General features: G+C 56.9%; 25 protein-coding genes and 1 other annotated feature. Of the genes, 20 read left to right on the top strand and 5 right to left on the bottom strand.

Going from position 1 to position 23324, the window contains the following annotated elements:
- Positions 1-15 precede the first annotated feature (15 nt).
- From BM181_RS12210 to phoU, 3 genes are all read left to right on the top strand, one after another.
- Positions 16-696, top strand: a complete 681-nt coding sequence (locus tag BM181_RS12210; RefSeq protein ID WP_075428213.1) for a winged helix-turn-helix domain-containing protein — start codon at positions 16-18, stop codon at positions 694-696.
- A gap of 92 nt (positions 697-788) precedes the next feature.
- Positions 789-1538, top strand: coding sequence for a phosphate ABC transporter ATP-binding protein PstB (pstB, locus tag BM181_RS12205; RefSeq protein ID WP_075445333.1), 750 nt, complete (start codon positions 789-791; stop codon positions 1536-1538).
- Between the two features lies 1 nt (position 1539).
- Entirely contained in the window at positions 1540-2244 is a 705-nt protein-coding gene (gene phoU, locus BM181_RS12200) for a phosphate signaling complex protein PhoU (protein WP_075428211.1), read from the top strand.
- Here the strand turns inward: phoU and BM181_RS12195 are convergent.
- The gene (locus tag BM181_RS12195; protein WP_075445331.1) at positions 2228-4030 is read right to left on the bottom strand and encodes an ATP-binding protein; all 1803 of its coding nucleotides are present in this window, start codon (positions 4028-4030) and stop codon (positions 2228-2230) included. The two genes, phoU and BM181_RS12195, sit on opposite strands and share 17 nt — an antisense overlap.
- Positions 4031-4204: 174 nt before the next feature.
- On the opposite strand from BM181_RS12195, the gene BM181_RS12190 reads away from it, so the two are divergent.
- The 3 genes from BM181_RS12190 to pstA are packed head-to-tail and all read left to right on the top strand — an operon-like array spanning position 4205 to position 6853.
- A complete protein-coding gene (locus BM181_RS12190) occupies positions 4205-5071 on the top strand; it encodes a phosphate ABC transporter substrate-binding protein (protein ID WP_075445329.1) in 867 nt (288 codons plus the stop codon).
- A gap of 16 nt (positions 5072-5087) precedes the next feature.
- Positions 5088-6005 carry a phosphate ABC transporter permease subunit PstC gene (gene pstC, locus BM181_RS12185; RefSeq protein ID WP_075445327.1) on the top strand — a complete coding sequence of 306 codons (918 nt, stop codon included), beginning with the start codon at positions 5088-5090 and terminating at the stop codon, positions 6003-6005.
- Positions 6005-6853, top strand: a complete 849-nt coding sequence (pstA, locus tag BM181_RS12180; RefSeq protein ID WP_075445325.1) for a phosphate ABC transporter permease PstA — start codon at positions 6005-6007, stop codon at positions 6851-6853. The genes pstC and pstA overlap by 1 nt, the downstream gene beginning before the upstream one ends.
- A 24-nt stretch (positions 6854-6877) precedes the next feature.
- Here the strand turns inward: pstA and BM181_RS12175 are convergent, their stop codons facing one another.
- Positions 6878-7483 carry a DUF1847 domain-containing protein gene (locus tag BM181_RS12175; RefSeq protein WP_075445323.1) on the bottom strand — a complete coding sequence of 202 codons (606 nt, stop codon included), beginning with the start codon at positions 7481-7483 and terminating at the stop codon, positions 6878-6880.
- Between the two features lie 76 nt (positions 7484-7559).
- The gene (locus BM181_RS12170) at positions 7560-8666 is read right to left on the bottom strand and encodes an HAD family hydrolase (RefSeq protein WP_075445321.1); all 1107 of its coding nucleotides are present in this window, start codon (positions 8664-8666) and stop codon (positions 7560-7562) included.
- A 255-nt stretch (positions 8667-8921) separates the two neighbouring features.
- Between BM181_RS12170 and BM181_RS12165 the strand changes: the two genes are divergently transcribed.
- The 6 genes from BM181_RS12165 (at position 8922) to BM181_RS12140 (ending at position 14949) form a co-directional block, all read left to right on the top strand.
- The gene (locus tag BM181_RS12165; RefSeq protein WP_082336303.1) at positions 8922-9596 is read left to right on the top strand and encodes a YczE/YyaS/YitT family protein; all 675 of its coding nucleotides are present in this window, start codon (positions 8922-8924) and stop codon (positions 9594-9596) included.
- Positions 9597-10396: 800 nt separating this feature from the next.
- Complete coding sequence (locus BM181_RS12160; protein WP_075445370.1) at positions 10397-10930, top strand: DUF3793 family protein; 534 nt, start codon at positions 10397-10399, stop codon at positions 10928-10930.
- Between the two features lie 38 nt (positions 10931-10968).
- Entirely contained in the window at positions 10969-11400 is a 432-nt protein-coding gene (locus BM181_RS12155; protein WP_075428203.1) for a flavodoxin, read from the top strand.
- 166 nt (positions 11401-11566) lie between these two features.
- On the top strand, positions 11567-12883 hold the full coding sequence (locus tag BM181_RS12150; protein ID WP_075445319.1) for a TrkH family potassium uptake protein: 1317 nt from the start codon (positions 11567-11569) through the stop codon (positions 12881-12883).
- A 13-nt stretch (positions 12884-12896) separates the two neighbouring features.
- Entirely contained in the window at positions 12897-13547 is a 651-nt protein-coding gene (locus tag BM181_RS12145) for a potassium channel family protein (RefSeq protein ID WP_075445317.1), read from the top strand.
- An 82-nt stretch (positions 13548-13629) separates the two neighbouring features.
- The gene (locus tag BM181_RS12140) at positions 13630-14949 is read left to right on the top strand and encodes a Na+/H+ antiporter NhaC family protein (protein ID WP_075445315.1); all 1320 of its coding nucleotides are present in this window, start codon (positions 13630-13632) and stop codon (positions 14947-14949) included.
- Between the two features lie 73 nt (positions 14950-15022).
- Here BM181_RS12140 and BM181_RS12135 read toward each other — a convergent pair whose 3' ends face one another.
- The gene (locus tag BM181_RS12135) at positions 15023-15811 is read right to left on the bottom strand and encodes an acyloxyacyl hydrolase (RefSeq protein ID WP_082336302.1); all 789 of its coding nucleotides are present in this window, start codon (positions 15809-15811) and stop codon (positions 15023-15025) included.
- A 20-nt stretch (positions 15812-15831) separates the two neighbouring features.
- On the bottom strand, positions 15832-16692 hold the full coding sequence (dat, locus tag BM181_RS12130) for a D-amino-acid transaminase (RefSeq protein WP_075445313.1): 861 nt from the start codon (positions 16690-16692) through the stop codon (positions 15832-15834).
- A gap of 206 nt (positions 16693-16898) precedes the next feature.
- Here dat and BM181_RS12125 point away from each other — a divergent pair, with 206 nt between their 5' ends.
- The 8 genes from BM181_RS12125 (at position 16899) to BM181_RS12090 (ending at position 22989) form a co-directional block, all read left to right on the top strand.
- Positions 16899-17168: an ACT domain-containing protein gene (locus tag BM181_RS12125; RefSeq protein WP_075428198.1), complete on the top strand. Its 270-nt coding sequence runs from the start codon at positions 16899-16901 to the stop codon at positions 17166-17168.
- Between the two features lie 91 nt (positions 17169-17259).
- Positions 17260-18621 carry a PFL family protein gene (locus tag BM181_RS12120; protein ID WP_075445311.1) on the top strand — a complete coding sequence of 454 codons (1362 nt, stop codon included), beginning with the start codon at positions 17260-17262 and terminating at the stop codon, positions 18619-18621.
- Positions 18622-18697: 76 nt separating this feature from the next.
- On the top strand, positions 18698-19333 hold the full coding sequence (gene nth, locus BM181_RS12115; RefSeq protein ID WP_075445309.1) for an endonuclease III: 636 nt from the start codon (positions 18698-18700) through the stop codon (positions 19331-19333).
- 35 nt (positions 19334-19368) lie between these two features.
- Positions 19369-19821, top strand: a complete 453-nt coding sequence (locus BM181_RS12110; protein WP_075445307.1) for an N-acetyltransferase — start codon at positions 19369-19371, stop codon at positions 19819-19821.
- A gap of 96 nt (positions 19822-19917) precedes the next feature.
- Positions 19918-20149 (top strand) — a binding site (T-box leader).
- 84 nt (positions 20150-20233) lie between these two features.
- The gene (gene aroF, locus BM181_RS12105; RefSeq protein WP_075445305.1) at positions 20234-21247 is read left to right on the top strand and encodes a 3-deoxy-7-phosphoheptulonate synthase; all 1014 of its coding nucleotides are present in this window, start codon (positions 20234-20236) and stop codon (positions 21245-21247) included.
- On the top strand, positions 21244-22140 hold the full coding sequence (locus BM181_RS12100; protein ID WP_075445303.1) for a prephenate dehydrogenase: 897 nt from the start codon (positions 21244-21246) through the stop codon (positions 22138-22140). Before aroF ends, BM181_RS12100 begins: the two co-directional genes overlap by 4 nt.
- An 84-nt stretch (positions 22141-22224) precedes the next feature.
- Complete coding sequence (locus tag BM181_RS12095; RefSeq protein WP_075445301.1) at positions 22225-22638, top strand: UPF0158 family protein; 414 nt, start codon at positions 22225-22227, stop codon at positions 22636-22638.
- A gap of 15 nt (positions 22639-22653) precedes the next feature.
- The gene (locus BM181_RS12090; RefSeq protein ID WP_143092190.1) at positions 22654-22989 is read left to right on the top strand and encodes a hypothetical protein; all 336 of its coding nucleotides are present in this window, start codon (positions 22654-22656) and stop codon (positions 22987-22989) included.
- The last annotated feature ends 335 nt before the right edge of the window (positions 22990-23324 follow it).

The following is a 23324-nucleotide window of genomic DNA, read 5'->3' as shown; positions in this document are numbered from 1 at the left end:
CAAGAGGTGGTGCCGATGAAGGTTTTAGCAGTAGACGATGAACAGAGCATACGGGAGCTGCTGGCGTTCCAGCTGCAAAAGCATGGCTATGAAGCATTGATGGCGGAGGATGGCCAGGAGGCGTTGGCAAAGGCGGAGGGCATGGATCTCATCCTGCTGGATCTGATGCTGCCGGGGCTTGACGGGCTGGAAGTGTGCAGGCGGCTGAAGGCTGATAAAAGGACGGCCAGGATTCCCATCATCATGCTGACGGCAAAGGCCGAGGAAATCGACAAGGTCTTGGGGCTGGAATTAGGGGCGGATGACTATGTGGTCAAGCCCTTTTCCGTCCGCGAGTTGATGGCGCGCGTGAAAGCGGTCTTGCGCCGCTCCAGTCAGGAGGGGCCGCAGGAGGAGACCTTGCAGATCGACTGCCTGCGGCTGGACTTTTCCTCCTATCAGGCCTGGCTGGCGGGGGAAGAACTCGTCTTGACGCCCAAGGAGTTTGAATTGCTGAAACTTCTGGTGACGAGCCCCGGCAGGGCCTTTTCCCGGGATGAGCTGCTGGAGCGGATCTGGGGCTATGAATACTATGGTGACACCCGCACTGTCGATGTCCATATCCGCCATCTGCGGGCGAAGCTGGGGGAAAGGCCGGGCCTTTCCGAGCGGATCGAGACAGTCCGTGGCGTAGGCTACCGCTTCGCGCGGTGTTGATGACTCTTAACAAGAATATAACAAAAGCGCAACATTTCATGGTTGCGCTTTTGTTATGCTTGGGGTAACCGAAAAACAGAGGAGGCCCCAAGATGAAAATGAGGACAAGCAATCTGAATCTCTATTATGGCGAGCAGCAGGCCCTGTATGATGTGTCCCTGGAGATTCCCAAAAACTGTGTCGTGGCCTTGATCGGCCCATCGGGATGCGGCAAGTCGACCTTCCTGCGGACGCTGAACCGCATGAATGATCTGATTGGCGGCGTTCGTATCGATGGCAGGATCGAGCTTGATGCCGTCAATATCTATGCGGAGGATACGGATCTCGTCACCCTGCGCAAACGCGTGGGCATGGTGTTCCAGCGGCCCAATCCGTTCCCGCTGTCCATTTACGAGAATGTCATCTATGGCTGCCGTGTCCACGGGTTGAAGGATAAAAAGCGGCTGGATGAGATCGTGGAGCGCAGCCTGCGGCGGGCAGCCCTCTGGGATGAGGTGAAGGACCGCCTGCAGGCGCCGGCTATGGGGATGTCCGGCGGTCAGCAGCAGCGTCTCTGCATTGCCCGCGTACTGGCCGTCGAACCGGAGGTGCTGCTGATGGATGAGCCCTGCTCGGCGCTCGATCCCATCTCGACCATGAAGATCGAAGAACTGGTCCAGGAACTCAAGCAGGCCTATACCATCGTGATGGTCACCCACAATATGCAGCAGGCGGCACGCGTTTCGGACTATACGGCATTTTTCCTGAACGGGAAGCTCATCGAGCATAATGTGACGGATACGATCTTTACCAATCCGCAGGACAGGAAGACGGAAGATTATATCACCGGGAGGTTTGGCTGATATGGAACAGACGCGGAAGGAATACATCCATGAGCTGGATATCATACAGGAAAAAGTGGCGGTGATGGGCGATAAGGCCTGCACAGAGGTGCAGCTGGCCATGGAAGCCCTGCTGGCGGGAGATGCGGAGCTGGCCTGTGAAGTGATGCAGGCAGACGATGTCCTGGATGATATGATCGTCGATATCGAGGACAGCTGCATCCTGCTGATTGCCAAGCAGCAGCCCATTGCCCACGATCTGCGTGTCATTGTGGCGGGCTTCAAGATAGCGACAGATATCGAGCGCATCGGCGACCATGCCTACGATATCGCCAAGACCGTCCAGAACGTCACGGTGCCGCTGGACAGTGAGCGGATGAAATGGGTGCAGCTGCTGGGAGCCTGCGCGGTGGAAATGGTGGCCAAGGCGATGCGGGCCTACCGGGAGCATGATGTCTGTCTGGCTGATGAGGTCCGCAGGCTGGACAAGAAGATGGACGAGGTCTTCGCGCGTGCGTTTTATGCGTTGTCCGAGTTCGTGACGACGGAGGCGGCGCGGCAGAAGCGCATCACGCAGCTGCTGTTCATCGCCCGGTTCCTCGAGCGGATCGGCGACCATGCCGTGAACATCGCCGAATGGGTCATCTACCGGGAAACGGCAGCGCGCATCCAGCAAAAGAAACCGGCTTGCCCGGCAAGCCGGGGCCAGGTCAAGCCTGGGGATTGAACGGCGGGAAATGCAGGGTGAAGGTCGTGCCCTGGCCCAAGGTGCTTTCGGCTTGGATGGAGCCATGGAAGAGCTCCGTCAGGTAATGGACCAGCGAAAGGCCGATGCCGTTGCCGCCGGTGCTGCGGGCCCGGGCCTTGTCGATACGGTAGAAGCGGTCAAAGATCCGCGGCAGATGCTCGGGGGCAATGCCGATGCCATTATCGGTGATGCGGATGGCCAGCCTTTGGGGTGTGGCCTCAAGGCCGATGCTGATCCTGCCGCCGGCCGGTGTATATTTGTTGGCGTTTTCAAGCAGATTGCGGAGAATCTGGCGGAATAACTCAGGGATGGCAGCAACCTGCAGCTCCTTCAAGGAGTCATCTTCAGCAGACGGGAACAGGACCGTCTGCTTTTTTTCTTGGAAGGAGGGGGCCAGCTGGGAGAGGACGGCGCAGATGGCCTCCTGTACGGGAACAGGCGTCAGGCAGAGGTCCTGGCGCTGGCTGAGGGTTTCGAGCCGGGCCAGCTGCAGGAGGTCCTGGATCAGGCGGTTCATGCGCTGGGCCTGGTCATAGATGACCTGGGCAAAATGCTGCGTCAGCTCCGGCTGGCGGCAGTCATCCTCCAAAAGGGTTTCGGCAAAGCCGGAAATCGATGTCAGCGGTGTACTGAGCTCATGGGCGGCATTGCTGATGAACTCCGCCTGGCGCTCGTTGATTTCCTGCAGCAGGGAGATATCGTGGAAGACCGCCAGGATCTCGGAGGCATCCCTGCCGGGGAAGGGCGTCAGGAAAATCGTGAAGGTATGGCTGGCGTTTGTCGCCTGCTGGCCAGATCTGTGCACATAGGTGATGGTCTCGGGCTGCTGTCTGCGGCTTACACGCTGGGCGGTCTCGGAAAGTCCGGCACTGCCCAGCAGGTGGATGCTATGGCACTTCAGCGGCTGGCTTCCAAGGCCGAACAGTTCCTGTGCTTTGCGGTTGGTGTCGGTGATATGGCCCTGCTGGTCGATGAGCATGACCGCATTGTCCATCTGCTCCAGCACCAAGCTGAGTTTCTCGGCTTCAGCCCGTGCCCCGGCAATCCTGCGGCCGAGGTTTTCGGTCAGCAGGTTGATGGTCTGGATCAGCTGCCCGAATTCGTCCTCCGAATGCCAAGTGATGCGATGGCCGTAGTTGCCATGGGCAATGATGGCGGCATCGTGGCTTAGGCGCCTGAGCGGAGCAACCTGCCGTTTGGCCAGCCAGATGGCCAGGAGGAGGGCGATGGCAATAGACAGGAAGATGGCGGCGATCAGGGCCTGCTCCAGTGTCCGATAGGAGGCTTCGGCAGCCGCCAGGGAGTTCGAGGTGCGGATGATTCCCATGAGCCTGCCCTCGGCATATACGGGGATGGCTACATACATGCGGTTCTCGCCCAGCGTAGCACTATAACGGATAGCGGTGCCGTATTCGTGGGCGAAAGCCTGCTGGACCTCTGGGCGCTGGAAATGGTTGTCGAGGGTTGCGGCTGGTTCCGAGGTATCCGCGAGCACCGTGCCGTCCACGCGCAGGATCGTGATGCGCAGGCCTGTGTTATTGCTGAGCTGCTGCAAGAGCGGGGGGAACTTATGGGAGTCCTGGAAATCCTGTGCCGCAAGCATCTGCTCGATGATCTGGGCATTGAGTACGAGGGCGTCCTGTTCTTTTTTCATGGTATAGGCGTGGAAATAATGGAGCAGATATAGGCCTGTGATCGTCAGCGCTGTAAGGGCCGCCAAGAGGAGTGATGCCAGGCATCTGCGGGTGATGCGGGAGTGGAACATCAGAAGTCAGCCTCCTTTTTCTGAGTTATGTCCATTCTAGCATAAAGGCTGGGGCCATATCATGTTTTTACAAAGAATTAACAAAGACACAACAATCAGAGAGGGAGAGCCTGCTAGGATAAAGGAGAACGAAGGATATGCCTTCGGGAATCGTATCAGTTGGAGGGAGAAAAAATGTTCAGCAGAATGAAACAGATGATTTCGCTAGGAATGGTGGCTATGAGCATGGCAGTCCTGCTTGCAGGCTGTGGCGGCACCCAGTCTGAGGGGGACAAGGCGGGAACAACGGCAGAGCTTGCCGGCAAGGTCACCGTTTCGGGGTCGACGGCGCTGCTGCCGCTCCTCAAGCCCGCACAGGAAGCCTTTCAGGAGAAGCACAAGCAGGTGACGGTCAATGTCGCTGGCGGCGGCTCGTTCACAGGAATGAATCAGGCCGCCGAGGGAGCGGTACAGATTGGCACCTCCGATGTGGATCTGCCTGCTGCCTATAAGGACAAGGGGCTGGTGGATCATAAGGTCGTAGTGGAACCCTTTGTCTTTATCACCGATAAAGAGAATAAGGTAGACAATCTCACCAGGCAGCAGGCCATCGGTATCTTGACGGGCCAGATCACCAATTGGAAGGAGGTCGGCGGCGAGGACCGGCCCATCACGCTGATCCATCGGGCCAAATCCTCTGGCTCCCGGGCGGCCATCAGCGAAGTGGTACTGGCGGGGCAGTCCTTTACGGATAACGCGATCATCCAGGACTCCAATGGGGCGGTACGGACAGCTGTCAGCAATACGCCGGGGGCTGTCGGCTATGTGGATGCGCCTTATGCCGATGATAGCGTGAAGGTCTTGCAGTTTGACGGCGTGGAATACTCGCCGCAGAATATCATCGAGGGGAGATATCCCATCTATGGCTATGGCCATATGTATACGAAGGGCGAGCCCGAGGGTCCGGTCAAGGCGTTCATCGACTATATCCTCAGCGATGACTTCCAGAACACGCAGGTGGAAAAACTGGGATTCATCCCTATCAATAAATTAAAAGCGTGAGGGGCGGGAGGAATTTATGGAACAGGCAGCAGCCAGTCAGATGGCGGCAAAGAAAAACGATAAGGGGCATCGGCGCAGACTGTTTTACGATACGTGCGGGCGCTGGTTCTTTGGCGCAGCTGCCTGCGTGATGTCCATCGTGATCTTTGCGATCATCTTTTTGGTGGGCAAGCAGGGACTGCAGACGTTTGCCGAGGTCAGCCCGCTGGAATTCTTCTTCTCCGGGCAGTGGGACCCGTTGTCCGGGAAGTACGGGGCACTGTTTTTCATCCTCGGCTCCTTTTTGTCGACGGCGTTGGCCATCCTTATCGGAGCGCCGCTGGGGCTCATGGGGGCGATCTTCCTGGCCAAGGTGGCACCGACGTGGCTCCAGCATATCATGCGGCCGGCGATAGATCTCTATACAGCCATCCCTTCGGTGGTCTATGGCTATGCTGGTCTGGTGGTGCTGGTGCCATGGCTGCGCGAAACCTTTGGGCAGGCGACGGGCTTTGGTTTGCTCGCAGCTTCGTTGGTATTGGCTGTCATGATCCTGCCGACGATATTATCCATCAGCACCGATGCGCTGCAGGCGGTGGATCCATCGCTGGAGGAAGCGAGCCTGGCCCTCGGGGCGACTTGGTGGCAGACTGTGCAGCATGTTGTCCTGCCCGCCGCGGCACCAGGCATCCTGACCGCCGTGGTGCTGGCTATGGCCAGGGCCATCGGCGAAACCATGGCGGTGCAGATGCTGATTGGCAACACACCCCAGCTGGCGGTGTCGCTGTTTTCACCGACGGCGACCCTTACCAGCAACATCGTGGTAGAGATGGGCAATACGCCCTTCGGTTCGGTCTGGGGCAATGCGCTGTTCTTGATGGCGTTTGTCCTGCTGCTGCTTTCGCTGGCGATGATTCTTCTGGTACGGCGGTTTGGACAAAGGAGATTTGCCTGATGGATACAAGAATGCAGAATCAAGCGGCCGTGGTGGTCTTATGGCTTGCGGGCCTGTCCATCCTTGGCTTGTTGGCCGTGTTCCTTGGCTATATCCTCTATCGGGGCCTGCCAGTCTTATCGCTGGACTTTGTGCTCGGCAAATCCAGCGATATCCTGGCTGGCGGTGGCGTGGGGGCGCAGCTTTTCAACTCGTTCTACATGCTGGCACTTTCCCTGGGGCTTTCGATCCCTGTGGCGTTAGGGGCTGGCATCTATCTGGCTGAGTATGCCAAAGAAACGAAGCTGACGAAGTGCATCCGCCTGTCCGTAGAAAGCCTGGCTACGGTGCCCTCGATTGTCCTGGGCTTGTTTGGCATGATACTGTTTGTCAACGTGCTGGGGCTGGGGTTCAGCATCCTGGGCGGCGCTTTGACGCTGGTCTTGCTGAACCTGCCGCTGCTGGTCCGGGTCACGGAGGAGGCCACCCGTACGGTACCCAAATCCTACCGGGAGGCGAGTCTGGCGCTCGGAGCGACAAAGCTCCAGACCATCACGCGGGTGATCCTGCCGAAGGCGCTGCCGGGCATCCTCACGGGCATCACCCTCACGGCCGGCCGGGCTTTGGGCGAGACGGCCATCCTGATTTTCACCGCTGGCACTACGGTATCGCGCCATAGGTTTGATTTCGATGTCATGGCGGGGGGAGAAACACTGGCGGTGCATCTATGGTATCTCATGAGCACAGGCCTGGTCCCCGATCGGGATATCATTGCCGACGGAATCGGTGCCCTGCTGCTATTGATCATACTGGCGTTCAATATGGTGCTGCTGCTGTCCGTCAGATTTTGGCAGCGGCGGGCAGGCTGATGGCTGGCCGCTTTCGCGCCGGACTTATACTTCGCCATCTTCCATGATGCCCAGCTTCCGCTTCCAGTAGCGCGAATAAATGGCGCCGAGGGGATTGTGGGCCAGCAGCCTGTCCTTCACGGCCAGCGTGGTGACGGGGCCGGGGCAGCTGCTGTTGAAGATGGCATCGTGTCCCACGCAGAGGCCGCAGGAGATGAAAAGCTCCGTGTCTTTTTCCGCCAGGAGCCTGGCTTGGAACTTGGGATTGCACATGGCCTCGTGTGCCAGCTCGGGCTTGACCTGTTTGAGGTCAAGCTCTTTTTTGTTGAAGCTGCAATTCTTGCAGCAGACACTGAAGAATTCAAAGCCCTGCTGCTCATAGTAGCGGGCAATGTAGCGGGCCTCGGCATTGAGGCCGATGCAGAAGGCCATGCCGAGTTTCGTATAGCCCATGGCCTTGGCAAATTCGGCGATTTCCTGCAGGCGCGTGATGTTGCTGTAAAAGGTGCCCTCGACATACGCCGCAGCTTTCATGATGCGGCGTTCTTCCTCGCTGTAGGCGGCAAGAATCGTTTCACGGTCAATACCCGTGCAGTTGACCCCCTTGGTGTAGCAGGCATGTGATGGACAGTTGGCACAATCGGCTTTCATAATGAAATCCCTCCTGAAGTTAGTAAAAGGTGTCCGGCCAATTGCCGGGCACCTTCATTATACTATATGGATGCTTTTATTTGGTACGTTTTACGTTGTCGCCATAGATGGTTTTGAATTCCTCATGCATCGAGATGGTATGCCAGCCATTCTTGACCGCAGTGGCCTTGAGCTTGCTGGCTTTTTCCAGATTGCCTAGCTCGCGTTCGGTATCGTCGCAAAGGACGAAGAAGGCCATGCTCGGGTAGCGGTTGTTCTGGAGCGTATATTCGAGCATGCCGACGTCACCGGAGGAGTTGCCGAAGGACAGCACGGGCTGCTGGCCGATCTCGACGATATTGCTGATGGCCTTGCTGGTCTTGCCGTTCTCGCCGAGGAACTTATCGGTGCGGACAATCTTGTCTTTCGTCTTGTCGAAGGTATGCTTGTCCGGCGTCTCGCCAGGTTTCATCGCAGTAGTGGTGTAGGCGACATTGGAACCGATCATATGCCAATAGGGGATGTGCAGGACATCTTCGGCCAGGCAGCGCAGGATTTCCCGCTCGCAGGCGGAATTCAGGAAGACCGTGAAGCCGTTGGACTCCAGATAGGAAACGACCTCTACCATCGGCAGGTAGTAAGCCTCGCCGCGCTTGAGGTTTGAAAGGCCGACTTCGTTGGTGTCCATGAATTTCTTGACGTAAGCCTTGTACTCGTCCGGGGTCATGCCCATATAGGCCTTATGGGTGTATTTGGAGATCTGGGCATTGAGCTCAGCGGGAATCGGCTTCTTGTTCATGATATAGGGCTTTGCCTTTTCCGCTACGGCCTTCATTTCCGGGGACGCCTGATAGTCCTTGTCCTCCAGGGCACGGTGCAGGAACATCATCTCCTGGAAATAATAGGGGGCTGTCTCGCAGTACAGCGTGCCATCGAGATCGAAGGTAGCGATGCGGGCTTCTGGCGGAATATACTCCCTGCTCGCCGGATTCACAGCATTCTCCACGAACTGCGTCAGTGCGGCGATGGTGGGAGAATTGTCATTCCAATACTTGAAGTCGGCGGCCTTCTGCACATGGATCGCTGCTACCTCGGCACGGCTGGCGGCATCCACGGCGGGAGCCGTGCTCCAGACGGAAGCAGTCATAAGCGAAAGTGCCAGCAGTACGCGGCCAGCGGCTTTCTTGGCATAAATCTTTTTCATAAATACATCGATCCTTTCCTGATTCATTCACATAAACAGTCTATCTGACAGAATTAGATGAAACAATCCTAAATCCTGCAAAAATGTAGAAAAAAATGAACAGATAAAAATTATTCGTTGCTTTCGAAACATTGTTTCATAAAATTTGAAAGGTAAAGAATTTCTTTGCAACAATGGCCCGAAACGAGCAAATCGCTTGCGCTGTTTTTGGCAAAGCGAATACAATAATGGCAGAAATATTGGAGGAGGATGATTATGGGGATGACAGAAACGGCTTCTTGGGAAGAAACGAAAGAATCTTTTATGCGCAGAAGGATCGCGGCAATTCTTGGCGCGCATGTGGCCATGGGATTTTCGGTGGTCCTCATGCGGTTCAGTTTGTGTGGCAACGATCCGTTTTCCTGCATGAACCTGGGCTATGCCAATGTATCCGGCCTTAGCTATGGTACCTGCGTGATTATCTTCAATCTGCTGCTCATCCTGCCAGTGCTCTGGCTCGACCGCAGTTATATCCGCGTGGGGACCCTGGTCAATATGTTCCTGCTGGGGATCATCGCAGACTTCTGGTATGCGCTGCTGGCACCGTTGGCCGTGTTCAGCGAACCATCGCTGCTGCTGCGGGGACTGCTGCTGATGAGCGGCGTGCTGCTGACTTGCCTGGCCTGTTCCTTCTACATGAGCTCGCGGCTGGGTATGGGGCCTTATGATGCCATCGGCTGGATCCTGGCAGCGCGCACCAACGGCAGGATGTCCTTCCGCACGGTTCGTGTGCTCATCGATATCTGCGCCGTTACCATCGGCTTTGCCTGCGGCAGCATCGTCGGCCTCGGCACGCTGGTGCTCGCCTGCGGGACAGGTCCGCTTATCGAATTCTTCAACAAACATATCAGTCAGCCATGGCTCTATGGAAGAAAAAATATGGAGCACTGAAACTTGCAGTTTGCCGATTAATACGTGCTTAAAATAAACTTGATAGAGCTCAGCTTGGGCGGGGGCGGGTGCACTTTTTCTCCGCTTCCGTACGTATCTAGTTGCATGTGCCGGGCAGGCCGGCGGCACGCCAATACATCGTGTCGTTCTAGATAGTATCTGCCGTGGGCCATCCCTCACTGCGTTCGGGCAGTCGCTCCCGCTGCGAAGAAAGTGTACCCACCCTCGCCCTCCGATATGTTGGAACAAGCCTGTTCCTTTCCGGCGATAGGCAACGAATTACATCGATGTGCTTGCTGCGGGAGAAACGGTTCGTACCATCTCAGATTTCCATTACCAAAGGGGCGAACGGGGTAGTGCTTCTTTCTGTCTGGAGCGACTGTCCTGCGCAGCAGGACTGGGCCGTAAGCGCATAAGCTAGACTCCGATGTGTACGCCGCGACCTGGTGACGGGAGCAGGTAACTAAGTCCGTAGTTCTGGTCGTACGGTCCATTTAGCGGAAACAGAAAAAGTACTACCCCGTGAACCCCGAGCAGCGTACTATCGGGATTCCGTTCCGCACGAACCAATCGACAAACTGCAATTTATTATAGATTTTTGCCGTGCAGATCGCGCTGTATTGTTTTGACAAGTCAAGTTTCTTTACGTTGACAAGTCAAGTTCGCCTTATTTTGACAAGTCAAATTTCTGCTTGCAATTGAGAAACGTTTTCGTTATAATGATTACATAAATGAGAATATATATCATTTGCAAGAGGTGATGATGGTTGGCGAAAGACGATTTTGAACAGGTGCTCGGCATGCATGCGGCGCCGGTGCTGCTGGGAATCAAGACGGCGAATCTCTTGTCGTTCCGCAAAAGCTGCTTTGAGGATTTCGATGCGCTGCTGGCATCGTATACGACGTGTTTCCGCTGCAAGGGAATTTCGGTGTTCCGGGTGTCAGAGGGCGAGGAGTATGTTTTATTGCTTTTTTACCGGCCGGGCGTATTGTCAAAGGAGCTGCGCCAGCCAGAGGCCATGAAGCTGCTGGAAGCATACGGCTATCGGCGTGAGGATACGCTGGCTGAACTGCTGGAGCATTTACGGCTGCGCATGCGGCTGCGCAAGACTTTTCCGCATGAGATCGGCTTGTTCCTGGGCTATCCGCCGGAGGATGTAGCTGGTTTTATTGAGCATAAGGGACGTGATTACGCCTTCAGCGGCTATTGGAAAGTATATGCCAACGAGGAGCGTACGCGTGCTTTGTTCGACCGCTATACGGACTGCTCGCAGCACTTCTGCAGCGAGCTGGAGCGGGGCCGCCGCTTTGAGGAACTGGTGCGTGCGGTCTGAGGCCGCAGGCAAATGGACAAGAAAGAGGGAATTGTTACATGGCAAAGATGGCAATCATTTATTGGACGGGTACGGGAAACACGCAGGCAATGGCGGAGGCTATTGCCGAAGGGGCTGCACAGGCAGGCAGCGAGGCGAAGCTGTTCGAGGTGGAGCAGTTTGATATCAACGAGGTCGGCAGCTACGATGGTCTGCTGCTGGGCTGCCCGGCAATGGGGGATGAGGTGCTGGAGGAAGGCTGCTTCGAGCCCTTCTTCACGGAGCTGGAGCCCTTGCTGAAGGACAAGCCAGTGGCGCTGTTTGGCTCGTACGGCTGGGGCGGCGGTGCCTGGATGCAGGATTGGGCCGAGCGGACGCGCAAGGATGGTGCCAAGCTGTTCGATGATGGCCTGGCCATCGAGAATGCACCGGATGCCGACGGCATCGCAGCCTGCCAGCAGCTCGGCAAGGATTTCTCGGCGCAGTTCTGAGGGAAGATGCTAAGGGAATCTTGTGAATAAGGAATGTGGGAAGCAGCCCGTAACGGTTTGGTTACGGGCTGCTTATTTTTGTTGACAGAGACCGCCGGGGTGTCTATGCTAATAGAGGTTAGAAGATGTTTCTGCCGATTGACTCTAGGGAAAGGGATTGCTTATCATGTTGAATCGATTGTCATCCTTCAAGATAATCAGCTTGAGCTTCCTGCTGCTGATTGTTTTGGGGACGGGCTTGCTGATGCTGCCGGCTGCTACCAATGACGGCCAGGGGGCACCGCTGCTGACAGCCCTGTTCACCACCGTATCGGCTTCGTGCGTTACGGGGCTCACCGTGGAGAACACGGCCCTCTATTGGTCGCATTGGGGACAGGCGGTTATCCTGGTGCTGATCCAGATCGGCGGCCTGGGCGTCGTGACGATGGCTGTGGCCCTTACCATGGCTTCGGGGCGGCGGATAGATCTGCGTCAGCGCAGTACGATACAGGAGGCGTGGGGCTGCTCCCAGCTCGGCGGCATCGTCCGTATCCTGCGGTTTGTCCTGCGGCTGACCGTGGGTCTGGAGCTGGCAGGCGCCGCAGTGCTGGCGCCAGTTTTCTGCCGCGATTATGGGCTTGGGGAGGGGCTCTGGATGGCCTTCTTCCATTCGATCTCGGCTTTCTGCAACGCCGGCTTCGACCTCATGGGCGAGCGCGGCGGCGGCTCCTTGATGGCCTATGCGGGCGATCCCGTCGTCAATCTGGTCATCATCGGCCTCATCATCTCCGGCGGGCTGGGCTTCATCACTTGGGCGGACCTTTTTGACAAGGGCTGGCGCTGGAAGCATTATCATGTGCAGACGAAAATCATACTCTGCATGACGGTGCTGCTCATCCTGCTGCCTGCAGCCCTGCTTTTTTTCCGCGATCTGGCGGCAGAGCCTCTGTCCCAGCGGGTCCTGATGGCGCTGTTCCAGGCTGTGACCCCGCGGACGGCCGGCTTCAATACGATGGATATCGAGTCGCTGACGGAGGCCGGGCGCATCGTCCTGGTGGGCTTGATGCTCACAGGCGGTGCGCCGGGGTCGACGGCTGGCGGCGTCAAGGTCACGACGGCCTTTGTCCTCATGGCTTCGGCTGTGGCATCGCTGCGCATGAAGACGGATATCGCCTGCTTCAAGCGGCGCATCGCCCCCCAGAGCCTGCAGCAGGCAGTGACGATTTTCCTGCTGTATTTGGGCTTGTTTGCGGGCAGCACCTTTCTGATCAGTGAGATCGATGCGATCCCGGTCATCGACTGCATGGTCGAGACTTCCTCGGCACTGGGGACCGTGGGGCTTTCCATCGGGCTCACGGAGCATTTGAGCGTCGCGTCGCAGCTCATATTGATCGGGCTGATGTATTTTGGCCGTGTGGGGGCGCTGACGATGATCTATACGCTGAACAACCAATACCGTCCGAACCGGGGACGGCTGCCAGAAGAGAAGATTACGGTAGGCTAGGAGAGTAGAGAATATGAAGAAAACGGTACTATTGATCGGACTGGGCCGCTATGGCCGCCATGTGGCCGAGAAGCTGCATGAACTGCATCACGAGATCATGGCAGTGGACAAGAGCGAGGCACGGGTGAACATGGTGCTGCCCTATGTGACGAATGCCCTGGTGGCAGACAGTACGGATGAGGAGTTCCTGCGGTCTCTGGGCATCCGCAACTTCGACCTGTGCATCGTGGCCATCGGCGATGATTTCCAGAGCTCGCTGGAGACGACTTCGCTGCTGAAAGACATGGGGGCGAAATATGTGGTGGCGCGCGCCTCGCGCGGCATCCACGAGAAGTTCCTGCTGCGCAACGGCGCCGATGAGACGGTTTATCCGGAAAAGCAATTGGCGAGCTGGACGGCCATCCGCTATGGCTATGACCATTTGCTCGACTACTTTGAGCTCAGCGACCGCTATGCGGTCTACGAGCTGCCGATGCCGGCGGAGTGGTGCAACCATACAATCGGGGAGCTCAAGATCCGTCAGAATTACCATGTGAACGTGCTGGGCATCAAGCAGCAGGGGGCGCTCAACGTCGAGATTACTCCCCAGACCCGGTTGGTGGCGGAGGATACCATCCTGGTGATCGGCCGTCATGAGGATATGCACAAGTATTTCCAGATTTAAGCATCCCTTGCCTTGGCAACAGCATTTGCCGTATAATAGGGAGCTGTATGCAGTTATTTCGAGACAAAGGATGATGGAATCTATGGAACAGATTACAGGGCAGCCTAAAGCGCGGGCGATTGCGCTGCTGCCGATATTGGTGTTTCTGGCGCTTTATCTCGGCGCGGGGATCTGGTATGAGTATATCGAGCCAGTGGAAGGGCAGATGGGCTTCTACGTGATGTCGGTCGTCGTGGCCTTTGGCCTGGCCCTTATCGTGGCGTTTGTCCAGAACAGGCGGCGGCTCTTTATCGAGAACATCCAGCTTTGTGCCAGGAGCATCGGGGATGTAAATATCACGATCATGTTGTTTATCTTCCTGATGGCCGGCGCTTTCAGCGGCATTGCCAAAGCCGCTGGCGGTGTGGAAAGCACGGCGCACCTGCTGCTGAACTTCGTACCGGGGACCTTTGCCGTGCCGGGGTTGTTCCTCATTGCCTGCCTGATCTCGATGTCGATGGGCACCAGCGTCGGCACGATCACGGTACTGGTGCCGATTGCCGCTTCGGTGGCGCAGAATGCCGGGCTGAGCCTGCCGCTGACGGTCGGCTCGGTGGTCGGCGGCGCGATGTTTGGCGATAATCTCTCGTTCATTTCGGACACGACGATCGCGGCGACGCGGACCCAGGGCACGCGCATGCAGGACAAGTTCTATGCGAATCTCAAGCTGGCCCTGCCGGCGGCGGTGGTTACGCTCATGGTGCTCTTTGTGCTGGCCTTGTCGGGGGCACCTGCGGACCTGGGGCAGTTTGATTATTCGCTGCTGCTGGCCCTGCCGTATTTCCTCGTTCTCCTCATGGCGCTTACGGGCCGCAATGTCTTCTTGGTGTTGGGTACAGGGATCACCTTGTTCTTCGTCCTGGGCATCGCCACGGGGACGACGTCGCTGTCGAAGGCGTTCTCGGCTATGGGAGCTGGTACGAACGGCATGTTCGAGACGATGATCGTCACGATACTGGCGGCCTCCATCAGCGCCATCATGCGGGACGGCGGCGGCTTTGCAGCGCTCTTGGCCTTCATCCGCAAGCACTTCAAGGGGCAGCGCGGCGGGCGGCTGGGCATCGGCCTGCTGACTGTGCTGATGGATGTGGCTACGGCGAATAATACGGTGGCGATTGTTGTCGCCGGCCCGATTGCCAAGAACATCAGCGAGGAGTATGGCATCGAGGCACGCGATAGTGCCTCCTTGCTCGATACCTGCTCCTGCATCGCCCAGGGCATCATTCCCTATGGTGCGCAGCTGCTGATTGCGTCAGCCATTGCGGGCATCACAAGTCTCAGCATTATACCGTATCTGTTGTATCCCTTCTTCCTGGCGGTCGCCGTTCTGGCGTGGATTGCCATGGGCGCCAAGCGCGCCTAAAGAAAGGAGCTGCAAAGATGTGGCGGATCGATCCGCCGCGTCTTTGCAGCTCCTTTTTGTTTTATGGTGCCTGTCAGAAACGATACTGGAAGCCCAGGGAAATACCGGCGGCATTGTAGCCCGGGTTATGATCGCTGAAGCCGTTTGACATATGGGCAAACATATAGCCCAGGCTGATGGCCATGTCATCGGTGCAGCGGTAGGTCAGGCGGGGGCCGATGCGCCAGAGAAAGTCGAAGGCGCGGCCGCCGGCAGGATGGGCCTTGCCATAGATGCGCAGGGAGCCTGACGCGTCAAGGTCGGCATAGAGCTTGCCCGTGATGCGTTTTTCGAAGCGCAGCAAAACGGAAGGGCCGATGCCAAAGGCGTCGCTGTTTTTATGTACGTCCGGCTGGCTGTCCTCAATCAGATAGCCGCTGGCGCCTGTGATGGTTACGCCGCCATAGATGGAGAGGGCATGGATGCGCTTCCATTTCTTATAGATATGCAGGTTGTAGTTATCGATGTAGCGCTTATCGAAATAGCAGTGATGCAGATAATCAAACTGCACTTCGATCTCGTTCTTGGGCTGGCTGGCTGCCTTTGGGGGGCGGGAATCCGGAGCTGGCGCTTCTGCTGTGCTGGCTGCTGCTGCCGGGGACGCCTTGGGCGTGTCCTGAGGGCGCGCCGTGTTTTCCGGCAGCTGCGCGGCCGGTATGGCAGGGCTGGCCTTGTCCGTGAGCTGGTATTCCCTGCTGGCAGCTGGTGCTGCAGGTGCTGATGCTGCTGGTACTGTTGCTGCGTCAACGGCTGCTGCCTGTGCGGCGCCGGTTCCCCAAGAGGCCGCCAGGAGCGCGCCGGCGAGAATAATCCCTGTTCGCATGTTCTGTCACATCCCTTTCGTCAAGCGTTATAGCATTCCTTCTGGACGAGCTCGCGGTAGCCCTGGAGCAGGCTCTGGGTGATTTTGCCCGGGGTGCCGTTGCCGATGGTGTGTCCGTCGATGTTGACGACTGGTGTGACTTCGAGGCTGGTGCTCGTGACGAAGGCTTCCTCCGCACTTAGGGCAAATTCCGGCGTGAAGGCTTTTTCGACGACGGTATAGCCGAGCTGCGGGATGACTTCTTCGAGCAGGATGGAGCGCGTGACGCCCTTGAGGATAAGGTTGTCAGTCGGATGCGTCCAAATCAGGCCGTCTTTGACGATAAAGAAGTTGCTGCTTGAGCCTTCGGTAATCAGATCCGTATCCTTGCGGAACTGAATGGCACCCTGCAGACCTTTCTCATGCGCGGCCTGTTTGGCTAATACATTGCCCAAAAGGTTCAGGCTCTTGATGTCGCAGCGCAGCCAGCGGATGTCTTCGGCCAGCATGCATGCGATGCCGTCTTCCTGCCACTTGCGGTTGGGCTCTGATTCGCGGATGGTCATCGAAAGATTCGGGATGACCTGGTCGGGGAAATAATGCGTGCGCGGGGCCGTGGCGCGCGTAATCTGGAAATAGATGACGCCGTTTTGGATGCCGCTTTTTTGGATGAGGTCGTAGTGGATGGCCGTGAGTTCCTCATCCATATAGGTAATCGGAATGCGCAGCTCGCGCAGCGAGCGGCGGCAGCGGGCCAGATGGCGGTCCAGCGCAAAGCATTTGCCGTTGTAGACCCGCGTGGCTTCGTAGATGCCGTCGCCGAATTGATAGCCGCGGTCCTCAAGCTGTACTTTCGCGGTATCTAGTGTGATGAATTCGCCATTGAAAAAACCATATTCCATAAATGATGCCTCCTGATTACTAGTCATAGCTCTATTATATCGGATTCGGGGACATATGACATGATTTTTTCGAAAGAATTTTCGCGGAATACTTGGTTTTTCAGTATTCTATTGGTATAATGGGGGAAAATGATTTGTGTTGACACATTGTTCTATGGTTTACACAATGAGTCGTAGTCTTAGGAATGAAAAGGAGAAATGTGTAAATGAAACTTGTAGTGACAGTCGTTGGTAAAGACCGTGTCGGTATCATTGCGATGGTCAGCCAGATTCTTGCCGAGAACAATGTCAATATCCTGTCGATCAACCAGAATATCATGGATGGGTTCTTCAATATGATTTTGATCGCTGAGATCAGCGGCAGCAAAATCAAGCTCACGGATCTGCAGAAGACGCTCAAGGAGCGCGGGCAGGAAATCAACGTGGACATCAAGGCCCAGCATGAGGATATCTTCAACATCATGCACAATATCTGACCAGTCAAAATGACCGGTCAAATGACATGTCAAGTTGACGGGTCAGGTTGACATGTCAATGGATGGAATCGATTAGGAGGATTTTAGACACGTGATAACGATAGATGATATTTTAGAAACAAATGCCATGATTACGGAGAACAAGCTCGACGTGCGTACGATCACGATGGGCATCTCGCTCCGTGACTGCGCGCATCCGAATATCAACCAGTTCTGCCAGAATGTCTATGACAAGATTACGAAATCGGCAGAGTTCCTCGTGAAAACCGGTGAGGATATCGAGGCGGAGTATGGCATTCCTATCATTCATAAACGCATTTCGGTAACGCCGATTTCCATTGCGGCCGATGCCTGCAAGACCGATTCGTATGTACCGGTCGCTGAGGCCATGGACCGCGCCGCCAAGGCTGTCGGTGTCAACTTCATCGGCGGTTTCTCAGCGCTGGTCGAGAAGGGCTTTACCCATGGCGACCGCGTGCTCATCAACTCGATTCCGCAGGCATTGGCGACGACGGATCTTGTCTGCTCGTCGGTCAATCTCGGCTCGACGAAGACGGGCATCAATATGGATTGCGTGCGCGAGATGGGCGAGGTCATCAAGCGCACGGCGGAGCTCACGCGTGATACGCAGGCATTGGGCTGCGCCAAGCTCGTCGTGTTCTGCAATGCGCCGGGGGACAATCCCTTCATGGCTGGTGCCTTCCACGGCGTCAGCGAGGCGGACAAGGTCGTGAGCGTCGGCGTCAGCGGCCCGGGTGTTGTCAAGCATGCGCTGGAAAACCTCAAGGGTGCTGACTTCACGGAAGTGGCTGAGACCATCAAGAAGACGGCGTTCAAGATCACGCGTGTCGGCCAGCTCGTTGCTCGTGAGGCATCGAAGCGCCTGGGTGTGCCCTTTGGCATCATCGACCTGTCGCTGGCACCGACGCCGGCAGTCGGCGACAGCGTGGCGCGCATCATCGAGGAGATGGGCATCGAGAGCTGTGGTGCTCCGGGTACCACGGCGGCACTGGCACTCCTCAATGATGCGGTCAAGAAGGGCGGCCTTATGGCGTCCTCGCATGTCGGCGGCCTCTCGGGTGCCTTCATCCCGGTAAGTGAAGATGAGGGCATGATCGCAGCCATCAAGTCGGGCAGCCTCTCGATCGAGAAACTCGAGGCCATGACCTGCGTATGCTCCGTCGGCCTCGATATGATTGCCATCGAGGGCGACTGCTCGGCAGCTACGATTTCCGGCATCATCGCCGATGAGGCAGCTATCGGCATGATCAACAACAAGACTACGGCGGTCCGCGTCATCCCGGTACCGGGGGCGAAGGTCGGCGATATGGTCGAGTATGGCGGCCTTTTGGGCTATTGCCCGATCGTGCCGGTCCGCAACCAGTACAGCTCGGAGGCGTTTATCGCGCGCGGCGGCCGCATCCCGGCGCCGATCCGCAGCCTGACGAACTAAGCGGGCAACCTAAGCTAGTATCCGATAAGCCTTCCTCTGCTGGGGAAGGCTTATCCGTATTTTGAAGGGGAAAGCGATGCGAGTAACAAAGAAAATCAAGCAGGAGCAGCTGGCTATCCTCGAGCGGCTCTATCGCGGGGCCAAGCCTGAGCTCATCTTCCGCAATGCCTTTGAGCTCTTGATTGCGGTCATCCTGTCGGCGCAGTGCACGGACAAGCGCGTCAATGTGACGACGGCGCGGCTGTTCCAGAAGGCAGCGACCCCCGAGGCGATACTCTCGCTGGGGCTGGCGCAGCTCGAGGAGGAAATCCGCGACTGCGGGCTTTTCCGCAACAAGGCCAAGAACATCCTGGCGGCCTGCCAGATGCTCTGCGAGCAGTACGGGGGCGAGGTGCCGGCAGATTTCGAAGCGCTCCAGTCGTTGCCCGGTGTCGGACGCAAGACGGCCAACGTCGTCATGAGCGTGGCCTTCCATCAGCCGGCGATCGCGGTGGATACCCATGTGTTCCGCATCGCCAACCGGCTGAAGCTGGCGACGGGCAAGACGCCGCTGGAGGTCGAGCATGGCCTGCAGAAGGCCATCCCCCGGGAGAAGTGGTCGGATGCCCATCATTGGCTGATCTGGCATGGGCGCAAGATCTGCAAGGCGCGCAAGCCGCTTTGCACCGAATGCCCGCTGGCGCCTGTCTGTCCGAGCAGCGAGCCGGCATAAGGAAACTAGAACTGAAAAGGAAATGAGATGGTTGAGTGAAATATCGTAAGGCGACGTTTAAAGACATCGAGGCAATCTATCAGCTGGTGGCTGATTATGCGGAAGAGGGTGTGATGCTGGCCCGTTCGCGCAATACGCTCTATGAGACGCTGCGCGATATGATCGTGGCCGAGGATGAGGACGGCACGATTGCCGGCGTGGGCGGCCTGCATATCATCTGGGATCGGCTGGCTGAGGTCCGCACCCTGGCTGTAGCGCCCCAGAAGACGCGGCAGGGCATCGGTGCGGAGATTGTGAAGCGGCTGATCGCTGAGGGCGAGCAGCTGGGGGTGGAGAAGGTCTTCACCCTTACCTACAAGCCGGGCTTCTTCCAGACGCTGGGGTTCGAGACCATCACGAAGGAAGAACTGCCGCATAAGGTCTGGAAGGAATGCATCGACTGTCCGAAGTTCCCGAATTGCGACGAGATCGCGATGGTCAAGGTCTGATGGAATAAACGTGTAGTACCAGTGGATTTTACAGAGTAACATTTACAAAATGTGTTGACATTGCGCTGATGAACTGTTATAGTATTAACCAACAAGTGAAATGCACAGACGGAGAGAAGTACATCCAGTGGCTTCGGCAGAGAGCGGTGGGTTGGTGAGACACCGTGGAGACCTGAATGGAAATACACTCCTGAGCAGCAGGCTGAACAAGCAGTAGGCCGCGCCGGAATGCCACCGTTATCATAGGCTAGGATATGTCAGTATCCGAAATGAGAGGCTTGCAGCAGCAAGCAGGGTGGTACCACGGGTATATCAGCTCGTCCCTGTAGAGGGGCGGGCTTTTTTGGTGGCAATACTTCATTTCGGAATGGTTTTCGGTGAAAGATCGCTAAGAATTTTGGAGGGAATGAATATGATCATTGTAATGAGCCCCAGCGCAACCAAGGAAAATATCGATAAGGTCATCAAGAAGATAGAAGCAGCCGGTCTCAAGCCCCATGTATCGACGGGCGAGGAAGTCACGATTGTCGGTGTCATCGGCGACAAGAAAAAGATTGCCAATCTCGAGATGAACATGATGGAAGGCGTCGAAAAGACGGTCCGCATCACGGAGAAGTACAAGCTCGTCAGCCGTACCTGGCATCCGGAGGACTCGGTGGTCGATGTGGCTGGCGTCAAGGTCGGTGGCGAGAATCTCGTCGTTATGGCCGGCCCCTGCTCGGTCGAGAGCATCGAGCAGCTGCGCGAGGCAGCCAAGGCCGTCAAGGCCGGCGGTGCCCAGTTCCTGCGCGGCGGCGCCTTCAAGCCGCGCACGAGCCCGTATGACTTCCAGGGTCTGGCCGAGGATGGCCTCAAGATGCTGCGCGAAGTCGCCGATGAGGTGGGCCTCAAGGTCGTGACCGAAATCGTCGATAAGGATGATATCGAGCTCGTTGGCAAATATGCCGATGTCTATCAGGTCGGTGCGCGCAATATGCAGAACTTCCAGCTGCTGAAGGCACTGGGCAAGGTCAACAAGCCGGTCATGCTCAAGCGCGGCCTGTCGGCAACCATCAGCGAGTGGCTCAATGCCGCCGAGTACATCCTCGCGGGCGGCAATGAGAACGTCATTTTCTGTGAGCGCGGCATCCGCACCTATGAGACCTTCACGCGCAACACCCTCGACCTCAGTGCCGTGGCAGCCATCAAGGAGCTCTCCCACCTGCCCATCATCGTTGACCCGAGCCATGGCACGGGACGCTGGCAGATGGTGCAGCCGATGGCCCGCGCCGCTGTCGCCGCTGGCTGTGACGGCCTGATCATCGAGGTGCATCCGCATCCGGAGGTCGCCCTTTCCGATGGTGACCAGAGCCTGACGCCGAAGAACTTCAACCGCTTGATGGCGGACTTGGGCAAGATCGCCGCTGTCATGGGCCGGAAATTATGAGCCGGGCGAAGATAAACCTTGCCATCATCGGCGTCGGTTTGATCGGTGGCTCACTGGGACTGTGCCTCAAGGACAAGATGGGCGAGGATATCTACATCACAGGCCTTTGCCGCACGCAAGCCTCGATGGATAATGCGATGAAGCTTGGTGCTGTCGATTATGCGACGGCGGATATCGAGGCGGTGGTCAAAGACGCCGATATTGTCTTTCTGAGCCCGCCGGTCCTGCAGATCGTGCCGATGGTGGAAAAGATCCTGCCCTATCTGAAGAAAGGGGCCATCCTCACCGATGCGGGCAGCACCAAGCAGTATATCTGGCGTCATCTGCGGGATATCCTGCCCCAGGATGTCTACTATATCGCCGGCCATCCGATGACTGGCCGCGAAAAGAGCGGCGTCACGGCGGCCAAGAAGGACCTGTTCGTCGGCAAGGCCTATGTGATCGTCGAGGACACGGGGGCGCCACAGGAGGCCCACGATAAGCTCATGAGCGTCCTGCGCCATACGGGGGCCAACTTCACGACGCTGGACATTGCGCGCCACGACCGCTGCGCGTCGGTCATCAGCCATGTGCCGCATGTGACGGCGGCGGCCCTCGTCACGCTGCTCAACCGCACAGGCGGCGACCTGGACTCGTGCATCAAGCTCATCGGCGGCGGCTTTACCGATACGACGCGCATTGCCTCCTCGAATGCCGACATGTGGGCCGATATCTGCATGACCAATGGGGAGGCCATCGTAGCCAATCTCAAGGAGCTGCAGCATATCCTCGGCGAAGTCATCACGGCCTGTGAGCAGCACGATCGCCAGGCGGTGCACGACTACTTTGCTGCCTCGAAGCAGCGGCGTGACAGCCTGCTCGAAAATGCCACGAAGAAATTCGATCCCAACTGATACGCGAGCCTTCCTTAGCGGGAAGGCTTGTTTTTTCTCAGCGATTATGCGTATAATAAGGAGGAAAACAACGGAGGATATACTATGAAGATCAAATTGGAAGAATTAGCGGCCGCTATGGCGCAGTCGGATGTGCGGCAGAGTTATGTCGACATCGCGAAGGGAAAAGTCATGGTGGTGGCTGATGATATGGATGAAGAACAGGCCTTGGAGCATGTGTTCACGATTGAAGAGGACTGGGAGCACTACATCCCGGTCCCCAATGTCATCGATGAGGACCTGCGGGGCTTCATGCAGGGCTTTGCTGCCTCGCGGGAGCGGGAAGACGTCAGGGAGCGCCTGCAGGATGCCCTGCAGGGCAGTGGCGCGGTGACGCGGTTCAACCATCAGGTGCGCCATCTGCTGCTGAAGCCGGTCTGGGAAAAATACCTGCAGGCGCAGCTCATCGAGACTGCCCGCGACTGGTGCGAGGAAAACGCACTGGAATATGAGGAGTAAAGCGAGGTGTTCCTTATGGGAGTTCTAGCGATACTGGTGGTAGTGTTCCTTCTCGGTGCCTCCCTTGTCAGCGGCGCCGTCATGACCATATTGACGGGGGTGGCCGGCATCGTGCTCGTCGCAGCCCTGGTCTGCCTGATCATCGGGCTGGCCGTGAATATCGCCATGGTGCTGGTGAAGATCGCCCTGACTTATCTGCTGGCCTGTGCCCTGCGCTGGCTCGTGCGCAAGGGCCTCGATGTCATTGATGTGAACACCGACTGGCTGCAGAGCACAAGCACCGATCAATTAGAGAAAATAGCCACCGTGGCTGGCGGCATCATCGCCGTCTGGTACATGTTCCTTCACTGAAGGCAAGCAGGGGCTGTGAAATAACACATCCCTAGTAACAAAGGCGGTCCGCTGACTCAAAAGAGTCGGCGGACCGCCTTTTATGGTAAAATTTACATACCACATGAAAATTTCAACCACCAACTATTCTAAATCAAAACAGGCAATTTTGCCACTATATATTTCAGATTATCTGGATATTTGCGACCCAGTGTTGGTTTTCGACAGATTCATGGAGGGAATCGACTTGGAGAAGTATCTGAAAAATGTTCCGAAACATATCACTGGACGCATCAGATACAACCCGGCCAACATGCTGAAAGCAATTTTATTCGGATTCATGTCTAATGGATATA

The sequence above is a fragment of the Pseudoselenomonas ruminantium genome, from assembly GCF_900113715.1.
Taxonomy (GTDB): Bacteria; Bacillota; Negativicutes; order Selenomonadales; family Selenomonadaceae; genus Selenomonas_A; species Selenomonas_A caprae.
The sequence above is the reverse complement of the archived record's forward strand: the minus strand, read 5'-3'. Positions and strand labels throughout refer to the sequence as shown.

Coding starts and splice junctions, on each gene's coding strand:
- BM181_RS12210 (WP_075428213.1), top strand. CDS start 16: ATGAAGGTTTTAGCAGTAGACGATGAACAGAGCATACGGGAGCTGCTG.
- pstB (WP_075445333.1), top strand. CDS start 789: ATGAAAATGAGGACAAGCAATCTGAATCTCTATTATGGCGAGCAGCAG.
- phoU (WP_075428211.1), top strand. CDS start 1,540: ATGGAACAGACGCGGAAGGAATACATCCATGAGCTGGATATCATACAG.
- BM181_RS12195 (WP_075445331.1), bottom strand. CDS start 4,030: ATGTTCCACTCCCGCATCACCCGCAGATGCCTGGCATCACTCCTCTTG.
- BM181_RS12190 (WP_075445329.1), top strand. CDS start 4,205: ATGTTCAGCAGAATGAAACAGATGATTTCGCTAGGAATGGTGGCTATG.
- pstC (WP_075445327.1), top strand. CDS start 5,088: ATGGAACAGGCAGCAGCCAGTCAGATGGCGGCAAAGAAAAACGATAAG.
- pstA (WP_075445325.1), top strand. CDS start 6,005: ATGGATACAAGAATGCAGAATCAAGCGGCCGTGGTGGTCTTATGGCTT.
- BM181_RS12175 (WP_075445323.1), bottom strand. CDS start 7,483: ATGAAAGCCGATTGTGCCAACTGTCCATCACATGCCTGCTACACCAAG.
- BM181_RS12170 (WP_075445321.1), bottom strand. CDS start 8,666: ATGAAAAAGATTTATGCCAAGAAAGCCGCTGGCCGCGTACTGCTGGCA.
- BM181_RS12165 (WP_082336303.1), top strand. CDS start 8,922: ATGGGGATGACAGAAACGGCTTCTTGGGAAGAAACGAAAGAATCTTTT.
- BM181_RS12160 (WP_075445370.1), top strand. CDS start 10,397: ATGCATGCGGCGCCGGTGCTGCTGGGAATCAAGACGGCGAATCTCTTG.
- BM181_RS12155 (WP_075428203.1), top strand. CDS start 10,969: ATGGCAAAGATGGCAATCATTTATTGGACGGGTACGGGAAACACGCAG.
- BM181_RS12150 (WP_075445319.1), top strand. CDS start 11,567: ATGTTGAATCGATTGTCATCCTTCAAGATAATCAGCTTGAGCTTCCTG.
- BM181_RS12145 (WP_075445317.1), top strand. CDS start 12,897: ATGAAGAAAACGGTACTATTGATCGGACTGGGCCGCTATGGCCGCCAT.
- BM181_RS12140 (WP_075445315.1), top strand. CDS start 13,630: ATGGAACAGATTACAGGGCAGCCTAAAGCGCGGGCGATTGCGCTGCTG.
- BM181_RS12135 (WP_082336302.1), bottom strand. CDS start 15,811: ATGCGAACAGGGATTATTCTCGCCGGCGCGCTCCTGGCGGCCTCTTGG.
- dat (WP_075445313.1), bottom strand. CDS start 16,692: ATGGAATATGGTTTTTTCAATGGCGAATTCATCACACTAGATACCGCG.
- BM181_RS12125 (WP_075428198.1), top strand. CDS start 16,899: ATGAAACTTGTAGTGACAGTCGTTGGTAAAGACCGTGTCGGTATCATT.
- nth (WP_075445309.1), top strand. CDS start 18,698: ATGCGAGTAACAAAGAAAATCAAGCAGGAGCAGCTGGCTATCCTCGAG.
- aroF (WP_075445305.1), top strand. CDS start 20,234: ATGATCATTGTAATGAGCCCCAGCGCAACCAAGGAAAATATCGATAAG.
- BM181_RS12100 (WP_075445303.1), top strand. CDS start 21,244: ATGAGCCGGGCGAAGATAAACCTTGCCATCATCGGCGTCGGTTTGATC.
- BM181_RS12095 (WP_075445301.1), top strand. CDS start 22,225: ATGAAGATCAAATTGGAAGAATTAGCGGCCGCTATGGCGCAGTCGGAT.
- BM181_RS12090 (WP_143092190.1), top strand. CDS start 22,654: ATGGGAGTTCTAGCGATACTGGTGGTAGTGTTCCTTCTCGGTGCCTCC.